This window comes from Bacillus sp. AFS015802 (assembly GCF_002561455.1).
Classification (GTDB): domain Bacteria; phylum Bacillota; class Bacilli; order Bacillales; family Bacillaceae_B; genus Rossellomorea.
Genome location: NZ_NTUP01000063.1, coordinates 1 through 16,355 on the forward strand (window position 1 = coordinate 1; position 16,355 = coordinate 16,355).

Sequence of the window (16,355 nt, forward strand, 5' to 3'; positions counted from 1 at the left end):
TTTGTCCCAGCCCCTTTCTTATGGTTATTCAACGTCTATCCCTTGCTGGGCGAAAGGGATTCAGCTATCAACCCGCCGTGTAAACGGCCGTTTTCGATAAAGATCTCATTGGCGTTGTTCCCGGCAGCTATAACTCCCGCAATATAGACACCCTCTACATTCGTTTCCATCGTGTCCGGATCGAAAGCAGGACGCCCTGTCTCCTTATCGATGTTTATCCCCATCTTCGTCAGGAAGCTGTGATCGGGATGATAGCCAGTCATGGCAAAAACAAAATCATTCTTGATTTCTTTCTTCTCGCCCTGTACGTTGTACTTCACGGATTCCTCCGTGATCTCATCGACACAGGCATTGAATTCCATGGTGACTTCTCCATTTCTCACAAGAGCATCAAAATTCGGGAGGATCCAGGGCTTTACACTCTTTGAATATTCATTTCCCCGATATAAGACCGTGACCCTTGCCCCGGCTTTATTTAACTCCAGCGCTGCATCAACCGCTGAGTTCTTCCCTCCGATGACCACGACATCTGTGTCAAAGAAAGGATGGGCTTCTTTAAAATAATGAAACACTTTTTCTGATTGCTCTCCCGGAATTTCCATATAATTAGGGTGATCGTAGTAGCCCGTCGCGATGACCACGGATTTACATGTGTATGTGCCCTTAGAAGTAAAGACCGAAAAGCCATTGGTATGCTTTTCGACTTTTTGGACGGTTTCAAATCGGTTGATTCTTAATTCTTTACGCTTGGCGACTTCACGATAATACACTAACGCCTGATTCCTTCTTGGCTTATGCTCTTCAATGACAAATGGAACGTCACCGATCTCCAGCTTCTCACTCGATGAAAAGAACGTTTGATGCGTGGGGTAGTGGTAGATCGCATTCACGATGTTTCCTTTTTCAATAATCAAAGGCTCGATTCCTTTTTCTTTTAAACTAATCGCAGCAGACAACCCGCATGGTCCCCCGCCAACAATGATGCATTCTTCCATTTTCAAATTCAGACACTCCTTCAATTCCTCTATCTGAATGGCGATATTCTCCAAGTACACTTCAGATTCCTAAATGGTCTTTACTCAATTATTATGGAATAAGTTTGCGCCGAGGTCAAAAAGTAACACTTGACCCTCATGCCTATTATTTGTCTTTGTAATAGGAAATATCGTGAAAGCCACTAAAAAAGGATGGGATGCACGCATCCCACCCTTTTTCTATTTATTTAAATCCAGCCTCTGAACCTGCATGCTTCGGCCATTTTCCTTACTCCTACCATATAGGCGGCAAGCCTCATATCCACTCTTCTTGTTTGTGATGTCTCATAAACATTGTTGAAAGAACTTACCAGGATCTTTTCCAGTTTTTCTTCCACTTCTTCTTCAGTCCAATAATACCCCTGATTATTCTGAACCCATTCGAAGTATGAAACCGTCACTCCACCTGAGGAAGCGAGCACATCGGGTACAAGGAGAATCCCCCGTTCCGTCAAGATTTTCGTCGCATCCAATGTTGTCGGTCCGTTGGCAGCCTCGACCACGATGCTTGCCCTGATATTGTGGGCATTCTTGTCCGTGATCTGGTTCTCTATCGCTGCAGGGACCAGGATGTCACAATCAAGCTCCAGTAGTTCTTCATTTGTAATCGTTTGGTTGAACAATTTCGTAACCGTCCCGAAACTGTCCCGTCTATCCAGTAAATAATCGATGTCCAAACCGTCCTCATCATGCAGACCACCGTATGCATCAGAGATCCCGATCACCTTTGCCCCGGCGTCATGCATGAACTTCGCAAGAAAGCTCCCTGCATTACCGAACCCTTGAACAACCACCCTTGCCCCTTCAAGTTTGATTCCCTTCTTCTTCGCCGCTTCATGGATGCAGATCGTCACCCCTTTGGCAGTCGCCGTTTCTCGACCATGAGATCCTCCAAGGACCAATGGTTTACCCGTAATGAAACCGGGTGAATTGTATTCATCTATCCGGCTGTATTCATCCATCATCCAGGCCATGATCTGGGAATTCGTAAACACATCCGGAGCCGGTATGTCCTTTGACGGGCCGACGATTTGGCTGATGGCCCTTACATAACCGCGACTCAAACGCTCGAGTTCCCTAAAGGACATATCACGGGGATCACAGATGATCCCTCCTTTTCCTCCCCCGTACGGAAGGTCGACGATCCCGCATTTCAGGCTCATCCAGATCGAAAGCGCTTTAACTTCTTTTTCCGTTACATTTGGATGGAAGCGGATCCCACCCTTGGTCGGTCCGACGGCATCATTATGCTGAGCACGGTAACCCGTGAAGACCTTCACTTTTCCATCGTCCATTCGGACTGGTATTTTAACCGTTAACATACGGATAGGTTCTTTCAATAATTCATAAACTTCTTCTGAATATCCCAATTTATCAAGTGCGAGTTGAATAACCGTTTGTGTTGATTTCAGCACATCATGTTGATCTGATGCCTGGTGATTTTCTTTCCCCTTTTCGGCTACCATATATGTAAACCTCCCAGTATCCTTCACTGTTTAGCAGATCCTCGTCCGCTTTCATGACATAGTATACACGTTTGATTTGCACTTGCAAAGAAGGAAAATTAAAAATGGAATATTTTTTTGAAAACGCTATCATACCTAATAAATAAATACTCCCGGGAATCACTCCGGGAGTGCACATAAGACCATTTTCTACGAGAGGCATAATCATCATATATTTAAAGGGGGTGAAGTGTCACTCGGGGCCGAAATTCAAAAATAAAACAATATCTTTTCGATGGAGTCCCTTAATAACACAACCCGGCCGTATTCCATCAGGATATGCTTAGTCATTTTCGAATGTTGACCATATTCGGCGCACACCGCTTCAAGGATGAAGCTGTCTCCTTCAAGTAAATTCTCTATAAGTACGTAATAATGATTTTCATAGTAAACTATGCTGCATTGAATGAGGGCATTGTTCACTTTCCCCATCCCATTGATCCGTTTGAGAAGGTCGAGTACGTTTTCGAAATCATCGAAATACACGACAACATCGTGATCATTCATCGATTTCATCATTTCGGTGCCCTCTTCCCAATCAGAAAAATCATCTTCCGATTCGAGCGTGAGGATCATGCAGATTTCCTGGTCGTCAAACGATTCAATCTCGACTGTGATTTCCATTTGTGTCTCAATGCCGAACTTCCCTTGTACTTCATCTAACATATCTTCAAACAGATCATGCCACATATAGGAATCTTTCCATTGGTCTTGTTCAAATAAGCCTTTTTGTTCCAACTCTTCTACACTAATGGAAAATTTTATTTTATTGTCGGAAATTCTTTCGAGCTTCATCTTCGTACCCCCTAGACTGTGACGATTTATCACCATACTATGTGAGGGGTAGAAAACAGTGCATATTCCACTTATAATTTACTTTTAAGCCATTGTTCCCAGTCGGATTTGGATTGTCCCACAATGTGATCATGGAATTTTGCTTTTAACTCTTTTGACAGATGATCTACTGCGAATCCTCCCATCCCGATTTCCAGGTCAGTCCGCTCCTTCTTTAAAGAAGTAACGAGGGTAAGGAGGTTGTCTACATTTTCAAGCAAGGTGCAGGAGAAGAATAAAAACTTCGGATCTACTTCATCCAGTACGATGTCGATATCATCTTCTTTTATGCTCGAGCCCAGATAGATGACCTCGAACCCTTTTCTGCGCACAAATAAAGTGAAAATCAATAATCCCAGTTCATGCCATTCACCCGGACCGCAGACGGCCACCACCTTGGGCAGGATCCCATTGTGAGGGAACGAGTGCATGATGATGCCGATACGCGATCTGAGGATGGATGTCGCAAAGTGCTCATGTGCCGTCGTGATTTCCCCATGTTCCCACAGATCCCCGATCCTTACGAGGAGGCTGCCGAGGATATCGATGACCACCTTGTCGATCGTATACACTGAAAACGACTGGTTGATCAATTCATGGGCCTTCGTCTCATCAAAACTCAACAAAGCCTTTAACAGATCATCTGAAATCGTTTGGGTGCGATCCTTTTGTTCAGATGACGTGATTTCATTTTCTTCAAGCTCCTGTTTGTCCAGTAGCGCAACGGCCTGACTGATGGTAAAGCCTTGATCCACCTTTTCAACAAGCCATTTCAATATATTTAAATGCTGTTCGGTGTACAGACGGTGACCCGATTCATTCCGTACAGGTGCAATGATCTGATATCTTCTCTCCCATGCCCTTAAAGTACCGGGTTGGATCCCTAAAATGGTAGACACAGCTTTAATGTTGTATTTGCCTTCTAACTTTTTATCATTGCTCATAAATAGTCCCCCAAGTATTTCTCATCTCTCTAAAATTATAATCGAGAAACCGCTTTGTGTAAAATTTGTATAGGTAATGAATAACATTTGTTCATTTCAACCTTTATCGATCACCAACAAGTGGGTTTCAGCCGGTGCTCCCAGCCGTAAGGGTATGGCGGTGGTCCCATATCCGTTGCTTACTAATAGGGTGGTCTGAGGGAGCATTTCAAGTCTTCCTTTTTTATACAGTCCCCAGCCAAAAAGACGAATCTGACCTCCATGTGTGTGACCGCTTACCATAAGGTCGATACCGTCCTCTTTCCGTACTTGATTCACAAGTCTTGGGTCATGACTGACTAATAGGGTGAATTCATCTGGGTGTGCCTGTTTATGAGCTGAAGGATAATCTGCTCTTTGTGTACTTGCGTCATCCACCCCGATCATGTTGAGAACTCCGTTACGGATTGGTACCTTGATGGAAGAATTGACGATTTCGATGATCCCTTTCTTCTTGAATATTTGCTTTAACCTGCTCGTATTCACTTCGTAATCATTATTCCCCCAAACGAAATATACCGGTCCCAACGTCAGGAGTTTATCCAGATTCCGTTCAACCCTCGAAAAAGGCACACCTTTTTCCAAAAGGTCCCCTCCGATAATGACAAGATCCGCTCTCCCCTTCACTTGTTCGATGATTTCTTCTGAAATTTCCCTCTTATGTATATCCGAAATAAAAAAAAGGGAGACGGGATCCATATGTTCCGGAAAGCCGGGAAGCTTTACCTTATCAACTTTCACAGTATTTCTACGTGCTTCGTATAACATAAAAAAGAGGAGACTGACTCCCCCTGCCAATAAAATGATGATACTTAATTCAAGCATTGTGGCCTCCTTGACGGCGAAAATCTATTGAAATAATACCATAAAACAAGGCTGAACAGGAAAAAATCAACGTTTGCCATCCCCCATAAGCGCTCAATAAGTAGATTAAGCCTATGTGCAGGACAATAATCGCCAATTCTTTATGTAGTTTTCCATTCCTTAATCGCAATATAGAATATAATTCTGCTTTCAGTACATTTCCCTGAACCAGCACCCCGACTATAAAGGCGATGGAGGCTGCAAAGAACTGTACCGGGTTCAGGACCAGCTCAACAATGAACTCACGAGAAGAGAATCGTTCGGTAACAGGAAACCATGTAATGAATAGATACCCTAAAAGAAACGTGATAATCAGTTTCACAAAATGATTGATCAAAAAAATCCCTCCCATAAATCTTATGAGAAGGATTTTGTTTCATACAGAGTTTTATTCAATTATTCATCTTCATGAATATCGAGGATGCGGAACCCAGACTTCTCCAACTTGTTAAGGAATTTTTCCATATTGTCTTTCTTTTCGACCTTCAGGACTATACGGCGCAATAACTTATCGGTTTCATCGAAGGTCACGAGGGAGATCACCGATTCTGAATACTGTTGGATGATGTCCCCAAGCCGGGCAATCCGTCCTTCCGTTTCTACAGAAGAGAAAGCGATCCGGACCCCCTTCTGGTCCATTCCGAATGCACTCCTGAATTGATCCAGTACATCAAATCGTGTAATCAGCCCAAGGAACTTATTATTCCCCCCCACTACAGGGAGGATCGGTGAATCCTTTAATTCAATCAACGCATTTTCAAATACATCTTTATCGGTTATATATTTATCCGAATTTGTAATAATATCACTGGCTTTTTTCTCCTTGAGAAAGGACTCCTTATCCATCCCGGAAAGGAAGAAGCTTTGATAAATATTATAACGAGTCGCTACCCCTTTGAATTCTTCATTTGAAAGGACCGGCACCCCATCGATCTTATGGTGTTCAAGGACCGTCAGCGTCTTTTCAACTGAATCATTTTCATCTACCACATAGCATTTGTGTTTCGGTATCATGGCATTTTTAACAAACATTCGACCACCTCATCATTAATTTCCTACCCTTTAAGTATTCAACATTCCCACTGTATTTCCCTTCATATTTATGAATTTATATAAATTAACATGTTCCAAACCCTCCTTTCATATGTTGTTACGAAGGATTTTGTTTAAAGGAGGGATCGTCATGCAGGAATTTTATAAAGCATATTATCCGTATGTGAGTCCGTTCGATCCGTGTAAGCCCATTACAAGGAAGGTATATTCGACTCCCCCAAACCTGTACCTTGGGTTCCAGCCACCCAATTTAGAGCAATATTCACCAAAGGAAGCACTGCAGAAGGGGACGTTATGGAAAGTATTTTATGATCCTTATTATAGTCCCTATGAAAAAATGAAGGGAGAGTGATTCCATATGAAACAGCTTCCCCCCCATTATTATGAAGTGCTGGAAGAACTGCAGGCCGTAGATTTCGTCATTGTCGACCTCACGCTGTACCTGGACACCCATCCGGAAGATTACGAAGCCATCTCTCAATACAATATGTATGTAAAAACACGAAAACAGATAAAAAAGAAATTCGAAAAGGAGTTTGGTCCGTTGACCCATTACGGGTACAGCTTCTCCAATTATCCGTGGGATTGGAAGGATGCCCCGTGGCCATGGCAAGTGTGATGAATGAATGAATGAAGGAGGTACAGGATAATGTGGGTTTATGAAAAGAAACTTCAATACCCGGTAAGAGTGAGTACATGCAACCCTAAATTGGCCAAATTCCTGATTGAACAGTATGGCGGTGCAGATGGAGAACTTGCCGCTGCCCTCAGGTATCTCAATCAGCGCTATTCGATCCCTGATAAAGTGATTGGATTATTAACCGATATCGGGACCGAGGAATTCGCCCACCTGGAGATGATTGCCACGATGGTGTATAAATTAATTAAAGATGCCACCCCCGAGCAGATGAAGGAAGCAGGACTCGATCCCCATTATGTGAATCATGATGGAGCGATCTTCTATCAGAATGCGGCCGGCGTTCCGTTCACCACCTCTTACATCGCTGCCAAAGGGGACCCGATTGCGGATTTATATGAAGACATCGCTGCTGAAGAGAAGGCGAGGGCGACATATCAATGGATCATTAATATGAGTGATGATCCTGACCTGAATGACGGATTACGCTTTTTAAGGGAAAGAGAGATCATTCACTCCCAGCGCTTCCGGGAAGCGGTGGAAATACTTAAGGATGAGAGGGATAAAAAGATCTTTTTTTGATGGATACGATCATTTGTTTGGCTCATGACAGGTTTCGCCTCAAGCGTTTTCAACGTGATGAGCCAGATCTCTTCCTATTATTCATGCAGCAGAGAGTGGGAAGAAAGTACTGATGACTCGTTCCTTACTTACTACCATGAAACAGATTAATATCCCATTCTTTTTTCATTTTATCGTAAACAAGATGCCTTTTTTTCCACGCTTCCTCTTTCCATAAATCTTTACTTCGATCGATGACTTCACATCTTAAAGCATGAAACTCTTTCTCTTTCTTTTCTTTTTTTTCATATAATATCCTGGTTGCCCCGAAAAGCACGACCAGGCAGAGGGCCATGAACAAATGAATGGAACTGGATACAAAGACGGAAAACACCACAGAAAAAGAGTAAGAATAAGGTCCCAACACGAATTTCGTCAAATAATAGAGAAAAAAGAAGGATGCTAATAGTGCCCCCCATAATGTATAGAGGTGCATAGCCTTTGCCCTATCAAATTTTTGCTTTTTTTCAATCAGGTTATGTAACATCTGCTCCGTCGCTTGATCTGTCCACTCACCAAATTCCTTTTCTCCACGGTCCATCCCTATCCTCTCCTTTCTTCCCTATAGTTTATGAGCTTGTCCAAAGAGATAGAATCAGCACATAAAAAAAGGCCCTCATAGGAGGATCCCAAAGGAGCACTTTCGATCAGCCGTATAGTTGTTTTTGACTCTGCAAAGAACTCACTTCCATGAATTCGGTCATGAGTCGGTCAAAGATCGCATCCCAGGATTGCTTTTCAGCCATTTGGAGTGCTTTCTGTTTCATATATTGAAGTCGGTCTTCATCCAACAGCTCAATAATATGATGAATGAAGGATTCGTACAGGTGAGCTTCCGCTATTCTCCCTGTCTGGTTATGCCGGACGATATTCGTGACTCCCCCCTTATCCGCTACTACGGCAGGCAGGCCGGATGCGAAGGCTTCCAAAACGACATTCCCGAAGGTCTCTGAAGCGGAAGGGAAGACAAACAGATCGGATGATGCATAGGTTTCCGCCAATTCTTCTCCGGTGACGTAACCTGTGAAGATGACATTTTCACCTTTCGTCTTTTCCATAAGCTCTTTCTTCATCGGTCCGTCTCCTACGATGAGCCACTGGACTTGATTTTTGATCTCATCGGGAAGGTATTGGATCGTTTTCTCCAATGTCTCCAAATCCTTTTCAGGAGCTAGTCTTCCGACATATAGCAGGATAAACTTCTTATCGATCTGGTATTTTGCCCTTAAGGAGGAGTTTCGCTTATCAGGTGAGTACACTGTACAATCGACTCCCCTGCCCCAGATGGATAAATCGGCGAATCCCTGCTTCACCAGATGCTGCCTCGTTTCTTCTGATGGGACAAAAATTCGATCTGCCTGTGAATAGAACCACTTCATATATTTCCACAATAGCGGGGATGCCCACATCATTTTATAATAATTCAAGTACATATCGAAGTGGGTGTGATAAGAGGCAACGAGTGGGAGATCCATTTTCTTTGCACCCCGTATCCCATAAAGTCCCATTGTCAAAGGTGTGGTGACATGAATCAGTGTAGGTGAAAAATCTCTGAGCTGCTTTACAATGGTCTTTGGATTCGCTATGGCCGTCCTGCACTCAGGATAAAGAAAAAAGGGAAAGCTGGTGAAGGAGTGTACATTGGGATAAGTTGATGGATGATCTTGAAAATCCGGAACAAATACTTTGTATTCAATCCGTCTCTTCTCATAATGATCCGTCAGCCGTTTTAACGTCCTTGCCACTCCGTTTACTTGCGGATGGTACGTGTCTGAAAAAAGCGCCACTCTCATATACAAATCCCCCTTTATCACTTTGCAGATCGATCAGGTAAACAAGAGAACCATCATCGTCGTGGCAAATGCAAGAAATGCCCCTGCCAAAACATCAGAAGGATAATGCACTCCAAGCACCACTCTTGAATACGCCACGAGTGAGCTCAACGGAAATAGTACGAGCATGGTGACCGGATAGTTGATCATAAAAGGGATGGTGATGGAGAAAACGGCCGTTGAATGGCCTGATGGAAAAGAATGGTCTTTGAATTCATAGCCATGAATGATTGCATTTGGCAATGTCATGTATGGACGGATCCTTTTGACTCCCTTTTTCACCACCGTCATCAGGATATGGCTTACGAATAGAGAAACCATGGCCAGGATGACCGTTTCTTTGATTCCCGTATAATATTGAGCGAAGATAAACAGGATAAGGATGGAACTTACAGTGAGCCTCGCCCCTCCCAAATGAGTCACATATCCAAAAAATGATCGATGCAGCTCTTTACTCCCATTGATTCTATAAAACAACCTGTCATCAGCTTGCCTAAAACGCGTCAACATTCTGTCCATGCAATCAACTTCCCTTCCTATACTTAAACTGTCACCTCCATTATATTTTCAATTTGTTATGCCTCTCTTAATTCCATGTAAATTCTATTGAAAATTGTTGCAAATAAATGTAAATATCCAAACAAAAAAACCGCCCCATGAGTTGCGGGGCGGATGTATTCATTGATCTAACGGAATCTCCAACACTTGTCCTGTTTGAATTTCATTATCCTGAATCTTATTCCACTCTTTGATGCGATCGACACCTGAAGGGGAATTGTAATAATTCATGGCGATCCGGAAAAGGGTTTCCTTTGGTTTCACTGTATGATAAACGATCTTCTGCTCTTCCTTCTTCTCTTTTTTCACTTCTTCTTTCGGTTCTTCTTTTACCTCTTCCTTCGGCTTTTCCTCTACGGGTTTTTCAGTTGGTGGCGCAGAGGCTTGTTGATTCTTTCCATCCACTGAGGAAGCGGATTCTTTCGATGATTCCTCTTTTTGATCTGGTTCAGGAGCAGCTTCTTCATTTTCGGGCTTAACGGCTTCCACACTCTCTTCATGATCGCTTTCCGCTTGGTCATATCGGACTTCAACCACATCATCCACATCTTCTGACATGACGACGAGGGGGCCGTTTCTATTATCGAAATAAGAATAAATGCTGAAAACTGTCAAAGGCAATAAAATAAATAATAAGAGCAGCATACTGATCAATGGATATTTCATCTTCCATTTATTCTTTTTTTGTTTCTCTCTATGAAGCTCACTTCTTGGAGGAAGCGGTTCTCTTTTCTTTGCAGGCCGTTCCTCAGGGACCCGTTCCACCCGTTCTATTTTTTTCTTTCGTTTCTCTGCCTGATCTCGATATGGGTCTTTACTCATGAGACATCCCTTCTTTACTACTTTGTCTTCCATTCCTACGCATGTGTAACCCCAGTAAAAAATCGATGACAAAGTGCATGATAATCGTTACCAACAAATTATCTGTCCATTCATAAATGAAACCGATCCAAAAGCTGAGCAGTACAATATTGATGATTAGAAACCAGTGGGCCCAATACCTGAAGTGAATGAGTGCGAAAATAATACTTGAAATCACCAGTCCAAAATGAAATTGAAGAACCCCCCTGAATAAAACCTCTTCACTTACACTGATGAAAAAAGCTAATAGAGCAATTTCCCCCATGCTCCTGTTTGTGAAAATGCGGGCATTCACCCCGCCATCGTCATAATATTTTGCAGGGAGAACCTTCATCAACACGATGTCGATTAACACGATCGCCAGACCGCTGGTCATTCCTACCGTAAAAATGGAGGAAGAAAGATGGAACTGCATCCAGAATTCGGACGTACTGTCAAATAAAAATATACCTAATCCACAGGCAATCGTTAATAGTAAAAATTGAGTAAAATACAGATGAAATGTTAATTGCTTCTTAGAAAGCTGTTGAATGATTTCCCCTTGTTTCTTCATCGTTACCACTTATCCTAATAATAATTTTTCCAACCTTTTCTCCCAGCTGGTGACGCCGGGATCCTGTGTATCCAGCGTGAAAGGTTTACTTTTGAATGCCCAGGGCGAATCCCCGCATACATCACAGCAAAAGGGATTTTCCCCGAACGGTTTCTCATCGAAATAATGGAGAAGCTTCTCCCGCCTGCACGCCTCGGCCTGAAGCCAATTGATCATGGCGTACAGCTTGTCCTTCTTGTATTGTAAACGATGGTTCCGTATCTGTTTCACTTTCTCGAGTAATCGATCTTGATCGACTGACCGGCCGCCAGTCAGCTCATTTATATAATACGTAAGGAATCGATACTGTACCTCGGTCAGCTGAAGCTGTTCAATCAACTCTTTGGACTGAGAGTCTCTTCTTTTATCAATGAACCCATGAATTTGATCATCTTCAGGCAGTTCGCTTTGGATGAGCTGCAAGGGCAAGGAAAGATCCTGTTCAGAGTATAGAACGACAGATACACTGCTCTCTCCATCACGGCCCGCCCTTCCGATTTCCTGCAAGAACGCTTCGATGCTCGATGGGAAATGAAAGTGAATGACAAAACGGATATCCTCTTTATTCACACCCATCCCAAAAGCCGAGGTGGCACAGATCATTCTCAGCTTTCCAGAAAGAAATTGCTGCTGGATCAAGATCCTGTCCTCCTGTTCCATGCCTCCATGATAATGGGCAACACCCGTCACACCGTTCTCAAAAAGCCAGTGAGCGACATCTTCAGCCATGCGTTTGCTTGAGAAATAAACAACTCCCGGTCCGCCCCAGGACTTCACATATTCCAATAATGCATCCAGCTTTTCACTCTGCCCCGTTACCTTCTCGACAAACAATCCTATATTACCTCGATCGACTGAATACACCATCTCAATGGCGGTATCCATTTGAAGCACTTCCTTGATGTCCTTCCTGACTTCTTCCGTTGCCGTAGCGGTCAATGCCAGGGTGGTCGGGCTCCCAAGCATCTCCTTCAGCTCTCCAAGCTTTAAATAATCAGGCCTGAAATCAGGTCCCCACTGAGAGATACAATGGGCTTCATCAATGACATAGAGGGAAAGATCCAGTGCCTTCAGGGAGGAAACCACACTTGCATTCATTAACATCTCCGGTGAAATGAAAATAAACTTATACGAATCCAGTTGTTCCAGTGCCCTTTTTCTTTCCGCGTAAGGTAAAAAAGAATTCAGTGCGATGACCCGCTTTTCCCCCATCACTTTCATCTGTTCCACTTGATCCTGCATTAAAGAGAGGAGCGGGGAGATGATCAAAACATGTCCATCCATCAGATATCCAGGCAGCTGATAGCATAATGACTTTCCTGTTCCGGTCGGTAGCATGGCGACCGTATCCCGTCGATCCACCACGGAACGGATGATATCTTCCTGGCCTTCCCTGAAGGAAGAATAACCGAATCTCTCTTTAAGTTCCTGCTGCAAATTCACGTGTCTCACCTGCCTTCGCGATCGCTACCCTGATTTGAAAATAGGTCAATTGAGGAAGCTTTTCTTTAATGGGTTTAAGCCTTTTCGTTTGTGATTCCTTCATCACCTGAAGGACCCTCACATAATCTTCCCGGGTAATGAACGGATCAATATCCAGTTCTCCCTGTGTCAGGATCAGTTCAATGACATGATCCTCAATGGTATTGAGTTTCAATTTCCTGATTCTTGAAATCTCTTCAAGGGAATGTCCCCGCTTATATAAGTCATACGTCTTGCTCGTCGAAATCGTCAGGTTCTGTCTATGATCACTGTTCAAGCTGATTGAATACAATAGAGGATATCCTGAAGGGTCCCTTTCGACTACTGTCAATATACCGTGGAGCAGATTCAGGAATCGGAACCGTAACTCTTCTTCATTCATGCCCAACGTTTCCGCCACCTGCAATTCTGTCCACCCATAGTCTTTATATCCGGTTAAGCGATAAACCAGAATGGATGGATCGCCCTTCATGACTCCGAACACGGTGGTGAGCTCTTTATAAAGGATCGTAGACAGATTATCTCTATCGGGGTTGGTCCTTATGCAATTCTTTACCCATTCCTGAATATACTTATTTCGCTGAACCGGGTAATAGAGGGTCTCCTGTCGTTTTGCATTGGAAAGCACCTGTACAAGAAGGCTCAGCCTCATCCAGAACAGCCTGGTTTGATCACCATAGGTGAGCCCATTCATATTGGAAGGGAATGCATCACCCATAAAGTGGTCATTCACGGCTTTTACTCCCCCGGGGGTCACGATGGCATTATCATTTTCCCCCATGGTGATGCATCCCGCCTCCGTTAGCTCCCTTACCTTCTGATTGAAGTATGGACGCTTCAGCCTTGGTAACGACAGGAAAAAGGGCTGTAAATGAAAGATATGTGCATCCTGGATCGATTGAGAAGACTTTTTACCCTTTAAAATATGGAATACTGAGTAAATGGAGCGCTCTCCATTGATTTGTAAAAGACAATATAGAATCACATAATTAAGATAGGTCAATTCTCTACTCCTTAATATGTAGGTTATTGTCAAATATTGTACCATGAATTTGGCTTTTGGCCATGTTTTGTTTTTCTTATATAGGATAAAAATAAAAAGAGAGCACCTAACTATTGAAAAGTTATTGAATCCTCTATAAAATAAACATTAAGTGATTTTTCACAAATGGACATTGTGTATAATGATGAATTATATAGAATTATTTATTCGGGAGGTTTTTTCTTTGCCAAAATATACGATCGTTGACAAGGATACATGCATTGCATGTGGAGCATGCGGGGCTGCCGCTCCAGATATTTACGACTATGATGATGAAGGTATTGCATTTGTAACATTAGATGATAACCAGGGTACCGTTGAAGTTCCTGACGTATTGGAAGATGATATGATCGATGCATTCGAAGGCTGCCCGACAGATTCCATAAAAGTATCCGACGAACCGTTCGATGGGGACGCACTTAAATTTGAATAGCAAAAATCAAGACTAAGGAGAATTTTTCTTCTTAGTCTTTTTTTGATCGCAATAGAAAACCCCTCAAACATATGTCGAGGGGTTGATTTTATATGATCACTATGCCGCTTTATTTAAGGCCGTTTGTCTTGATAACCAGCCTTGAAGGCGGACGAACAGTAAGACGAAGACGGATGTTACCAGAATTCCCTTCAGGATGTTGAACGGCACGATTCCTGTAATGATGATTTCAGCAGGAAGCTCAAAATTCATGAAGTATTTATAAGCAGGCAGGAACACGAAATAATTCAGTATCCCCATGCTGATACTCATCACGACCGTTCCTGTGATCAGTCCGATCAACAAACCTTTCTTCGATTGAAAGCGTGAATAAATATAATAGGTCGGAAGGATGAGTAGCACCCCGGCTGCAAAATTAGCTGCATGACCAATCGGAACACCCGTATCGCTCCCTGTCATCACGTAATCAATCACGTTTTTAAAGAGTTCGACCAGTATACCTGCAAGTGGTCCTAATGTGAACGTTGCAATCAATGCAGGGACATCACTGAAATCGACCATCAAAAACTTTGGAAATGGTGGAATTGGGAAGTTGAATAACATTAACACATACGAGATGGCACTTAACATACCAACAGTTACAAACATGCGCGTATTCATTTTTTTCATAGCTCTCTCTCCTTTAGGAGATTCATCTCATTTCGAAGACGGCTCAAGCCTAAGGTAGCATTAAAAAACTCCCGGATATAAACACCCAGGAGAATGAAAGGCATACCCTAATAAACGTTTAGCTTCCCATTTTCTAAACGTTATGGCAATAACCTTCATCTTCTCCCATCCAGACTATACTGTCGGCTTTGGAATCACACCAAATCCTGCCCCTAAAGGCTCGCGGGCTTAGAAACAAATTGTTTCATCACCGCCGGTAGGGAATTTCACCCTGCCCCGAAGACGAATCTTTATTTTTTTATACATTCTCATTATACATAATATCCGGGATGATGTGAAGAGAAACAGTTCGAATTCGAAATATATCCTTTTTTGCCACGGATCTACGCCGGCATCATTCCACCAACAGGACCTGTTGAGGATAAATAGCCGATTCGGGATCCAGGTCATTTTTGGAGACTAGTTCGTCCACATCGATTCCCTGAGCAATCGAGATGGAATAGATCGTGTCCCCCTGCTTCACTACGTATTGTCCCTTCTCGGGAGATCCCGGGATCATCAATATCTGATTGATCATTAATTGGGCGTTTTCCAATCCATTTTCTTTCATAACATCTTCAACTGACACGTTGTATTGTTGAGAAATCCCCCAAAGTGTCTCTCCTTTATGAACGATGTGCTTCACTTTATGTATACCATCAGACACGCCATCCGACTCAGGGGTTCCAGCCACACCAACGGCCTGATAGGGATCCTTCTCTTTGGCGAACACAAGCTGTCCTACTTCACCGTGTCCAAATACAAGATAGGGATCGATCGCATTTTCCTTATCGATCGTCCATTCTCCCCTGTGTATTTCAAAATGGAGATGAGCTCCCGTGGACCTTCCCGTATTCCCTAAAAGCCCCAGTTGCTCACCTTGTTCAATCTGTTGATTCTCTTCCACCAGCCTGCTTTCAAGGTGGGCGTACACCGTTTCATAGCCGTTTTCATGCCTTACGAAAACGACATGTCCGTAGCTTTTAGATAGATACGATTTGATCACTTTCCCTTTTGCGACTGAATATACAGGTGAACCGATCTCTCCCCCGATATCCATCCCCTTATGTTCACCCGACCTTGTCCCATATGAATCTGTAATCATTCCTTCAACAGGGAACGTCCATGATAAGGTATCCTTTATCACCCCATTCCCCTCTGCTTTCGCCACATTACCGGTTAAGAACATCATACCCACACATAACGCCAATAGGATTACGATGAAAAGTCTTCTTGCATAATCGAAAATCATGCTTGTCCTCCTTCAAAATTGACAGACGTACCTCGATTTCTATGTATGACATCATTCTAGCCTT

20 protein-coding genes and 1 riboswitch are annotated in these 16,355 nt (G+C 43.1%); of the genes, 4 read left to right on the top strand and 16 right to left on the bottom strand.

The features are described from left to right. Window positions 1–35: 35 nt before the first annotated feature. The 7 genes from CN378_RS16255 to CN378_RS16285 all read right to left on the bottom strand — a co-directional run bounded on the left by CN378_RS16255 (window position 36) and on the right by CN378_RS16285 (window position 6,252). Window positions 36–1,001 (bottom strand): YpdA family putative bacillithiol disulfide reductase, encoded by a 966-nt coding sequence (locus tag CN378_RS16255; protein WP_098353649.1) that lies wholly within the window; start codon window positions 999–1,001, stop codon window positions 36–38. Window positions 1,002–1,222: 221 nt separating this feature from the next. Further along, the gene (locus tag CN378_RS16260) at window positions 1,223–2,500 is read right to left on the bottom strand and encodes a Glu/Leu/Phe/Val family dehydrogenase (RefSeq protein ID WP_098353539.1); all 1,278 of its coding nucleotides are present in this window, start codon (window positions 2,498–2,500) and stop codon (window positions 1,223–1,225) included. A gap of 249 nt (window positions 2,501–2,749) precedes the next feature. Next, entirely contained in the window at window positions 2,750–3,334 is a 585-nt protein-coding gene (locus tag CN378_RS16265) for an adaptor protein MecA (protein WP_179884948.1), read from the bottom strand. A gap of 71 nt (window positions 3,335–3,405) precedes the next feature. After that, the gene (locus CN378_RS16270; RefSeq protein WP_098353542.1) at window positions 3,406–4,317 is read right to left on the bottom strand and encodes a MerR family transcriptional regulator; all 912 of its coding nucleotides are present in this window, start codon (window positions 4,315–4,317) and stop codon (window positions 3,406–3,408) included. A gap of 96 nt (window positions 4,318–4,413) precedes the next feature. Next, window positions 4,414–5,181 carry a metallophosphoesterase gene (locus CN378_RS16275; protein ID WP_098353544.1) on the bottom strand — a complete coding sequence of 256 codons (768 nt, stop codon included), beginning with the start codon at window positions 5,179–5,181 and terminating at the stop codon, window positions 4,414–4,416. Further along, complete coding sequence (locus CN378_RS16280; RefSeq protein ID WP_098353546.1) at window positions 5,174–5,557, bottom strand: hypothetical protein; 384 nt, start codon at window positions 5,555–5,557, stop codon at window positions 5,174–5,176. Before CN378_RS16280 ends, CN378_RS16275 begins: the two co-directional genes overlap by 8 nt. A gap of 59 nt (window positions 5,558–5,616) precedes the next feature. After that, window positions 5,617–6,252 (bottom strand): CBS domain-containing protein, encoded by a 636-nt coding sequence (locus tag CN378_RS16285; protein ID WP_098353547.1) that lies wholly within the window; start codon window positions 6,250–6,252, stop codon window positions 5,617–5,619. Between the two features lie 151 nt (window positions 6,253–6,403). Between CN378_RS16285 and CN378_RS16290 the strand changes: the two genes are divergently transcribed. From CN378_RS16290 to CN378_RS16300, 3 genes are read left to right on the top strand one after another with little or no spacing between them, the layout of a single operon-like run. Then, complete coding sequence (locus CN378_RS16290; protein ID WP_098353549.1) at window positions 6,404–6,625, top strand: spore coat associated protein CotJA; 222 nt, start codon at window positions 6,404–6,406, stop codon at window positions 6,623–6,625. 6 nt (window positions 6,626–6,631) lie between these two features. Next, window positions 6,632–6,892 carry a spore coat protein CotJB gene (locus CN378_RS16295; RefSeq protein WP_098353551.1) on the top strand — a complete coding sequence of 87 codons (261 nt, stop codon included), beginning with the start codon at window positions 6,632–6,634 and terminating at the stop codon, window positions 6,890–6,892. Window positions 6,893–6,922: 30 nt separating this feature from the next. Continuing rightward, window positions 6,923–7,492, top strand: coding sequence for a manganese catalase family protein (locus tag CN378_RS16300; protein ID WP_098353553.1), 570 nt, complete (start codon window positions 6,923–6,925; stop codon window positions 7,490–7,492). Between the two features lie 124 nt (window positions 7,493–7,616). On the opposite strand, the gene CN378_RS16305 is transcribed toward CN378_RS16300, so the two are convergent. The 7 genes from CN378_RS16305 to CN378_RS16335 all read right to left on the bottom strand — a co-directional run bounded on the left by CN378_RS16305 (window position 7,617) and on the right by CN378_RS16335 (window position 13,859). Further along, on the bottom strand, window positions 7,617–8,072 hold the full coding sequence (locus CN378_RS16305) for a DUF2663 family protein (RefSeq protein ID WP_098353554.1): 456 nt from the start codon (window positions 8,070–8,072) through the stop codon (window positions 7,617–7,619). A 106-nt stretch (window positions 8,073–8,178) separates the two neighbouring features. After that, on the bottom strand, window positions 8,179–9,324 hold the full coding sequence (locus tag CN378_RS16310; RefSeq protein ID WP_098353556.1) for a glycosyltransferase family 4 protein: 1,146 nt from the start codon (window positions 9,322–9,324) through the stop codon (window positions 8,179–8,181). Between the two features lie 33 nt (window positions 9,325–9,357). Continuing rightward, complete coding sequence (locus tag CN378_RS16315) at window positions 9,358–9,882, bottom strand: phosphatase PAP2 family protein (RefSeq protein WP_098353558.1); 525 nt, start codon at window positions 9,880–9,882, stop codon at window positions 9,358–9,360. Window positions 9,883–10,041: 159 nt separating this feature from the next. After that, window positions 10,042–10,743, bottom strand: coding sequence for a LysM peptidoglycan-binding domain-containing protein (locus CN378_RS22695; protein WP_179884949.1), 702 nt, complete (start codon window positions 10,741–10,743; stop codon window positions 10,042–10,044). Next, on the bottom strand, window positions 10,736–11,335 hold the full coding sequence (locus CN378_RS16325; protein WP_098353561.1) for a CPBP family intramembrane glutamic endopeptidase: 600 nt from the start codon (window positions 11,333–11,335) through the stop codon (window positions 10,736–10,738). Before CN378_RS16325 ends, CN378_RS22695 begins: the two co-directional genes overlap by 8 nt. A 9-nt stretch (window positions 11,336–11,344) precedes the next feature. Beyond that, entirely contained in the window at window positions 11,345–12,817 is a 1,473-nt protein-coding gene (locus CN378_RS16330; RefSeq protein ID WP_098353562.1) for a RecQ family ATP-dependent DNA helicase, read from the bottom strand. Beyond that, a complete protein-coding gene (locus CN378_RS16335; RefSeq protein WP_179884950.1) occupies window positions 12,795–13,859 on the bottom strand; it encodes a YpbB family protein in 1,065 nt (354 codons plus the stop codon). Before CN378_RS16335 ends, CN378_RS16330 begins: the two co-directional genes overlap by 23 nt. Window positions 13,860–14,082: 223 nt before the next feature. On the opposite strand from CN378_RS16335, the gene CN378_RS16340 reads away from it, so the two are divergent. Continuing rightward, window positions 14,083–14,331, top strand: coding sequence for a ferredoxin (locus CN378_RS16340; protein WP_034758261.1), 249 nt, complete (start codon window positions 14,083–14,085; stop codon window positions 14,329–14,331). Window positions 14,332–14,430: 99 nt separating this feature from the next. Here the strand turns inward: CN378_RS16340 and CN378_RS16345 are convergent, their stop codons facing one another. Together CN378_RS16345 and CN378_RS16350 are read right to left on the bottom strand one after the other, a co-directional pair. Then, complete coding sequence (locus CN378_RS16345) at window positions 14,431–15,000, bottom strand: ECF transporter S component (RefSeq protein ID WP_098353564.1); 570 nt, start codon at window positions 14,998–15,000, stop codon at window positions 14,431–14,433. Between the two features lie 153 nt (window positions 15,001–15,153). Further along, a riboswitch (FMN riboswitch) is annotated at window positions 15,154–15,288 on the bottom strand. Between the two features lie 106 nt (window positions 15,289–15,394). Further along, window positions 15,395–16,291, bottom strand: coding sequence for a peptidoglycan DD-metalloendopeptidase family protein (locus CN378_RS16350; RefSeq protein ID WP_098353565.1), 897 nt, complete (start codon window positions 16,289–16,291; stop codon window positions 15,395–15,397). Window positions 16,292–16,355 lie beyond the last annotated feature (64 nt).

Bases quoted from the DNA above. Each gene is read 5' to 3' on its own strand.
- CN378_RS16260 (WP_098353539.1), bottom strand. From the start codon at position 2,500: ATGGTAGCCGAAAAGGGGAAAGAAAATCACCAGGCATCAGATCAACAT.
- CN378_RS16265 (WP_179884948.1), bottom strand. From the start codon at position 3,334: ATGAAGCTCGAAAGAATTTCCGACAATAAAATAAAATTTTCCATTAGT.
- CN378_RS16295 (WP_098353551.1), top strand. From the start codon at position 6,632: ATGAAACAGCTTCCCCCCCATTATTATGAAGTGCTGGAAGAACTGCAG.
- CN378_RS16270 (WP_098353542.1), bottom strand. From the start codon at position 4,317: ATGAGCAATGATAAAAAGTTAGAAGGCAAATACAACATTAAAGCTGTG.
- CN378_RS16325 (WP_098353561.1), bottom strand. From the start codon at position 11,335: ATGAAGAAACAAGGGGAAATCATTCAACAGCTTTCTAAGAAGCAATTA.
- CN378_RS16345 (WP_098353564.1), bottom strand. From the start codon at position 15,000: ATGAAAAAAATGAATACGCGCATGTTTGTAACTGTTGGTATGTTAAGT.
- CN378_RS16300 (WP_098353553.1), top strand. From the start codon at position 6,923: ATGTGGGTTTATGAAAAGAAACTTCAATACCCGGTAAGAGTGAGTACA.
- CN378_RS16315 (WP_098353558.1), bottom strand. From the start codon at position 9,882: ATGGACAGAATGTTGACGCGTTTTAGGCAAGCTGATGACAGGTTGTTT.
- CN378_RS22695 (WP_179884949.1), bottom strand. From the start codon at position 10,743: ATGAGTAAAGACCCATATCGAGATCAGGCAGAGAAACGAAAGAAAAAA.
- CN378_RS16310 (WP_098353556.1), bottom strand. From the start codon at position 9,324: ATGAGAGTGGCGCTTTTTTCAGACACGTACCATCCGCAAGTAAACGGA.
- CN378_RS16275 (WP_098353544.1), bottom strand. From the start codon at position 5,181: ATGCTTGAATTAAGTATCATCATTTTATTGGCAGGGGGAGTCAGTCTC.
- CN378_RS16285 (WP_098353547.1), bottom strand. From the start codon at position 6,252: ATGTTTGTTAAAAATGCCATGATACCGAAACACAAATGCTATGTGGTA.
- CN378_RS16305 (WP_098353554.1), bottom strand. From the start codon at position 8,072: ATGGACCGTGGAGAAAAGGAATTTGGTGAGTGGACAGATCAAGCGACG.
- CN378_RS16350 (WP_098353565.1), bottom strand. From the start codon at position 16,291: ATGATTTTCGATTATGCAAGAAGACTTTTCATCGTAATCCTATTGGCG.
- CN378_RS16290 (WP_098353549.1), top strand. From the start codon at position 6,404: ATGCAGGAATTTTATAAAGCATATTATCCGTATGTGAGTCCGTTCGAT.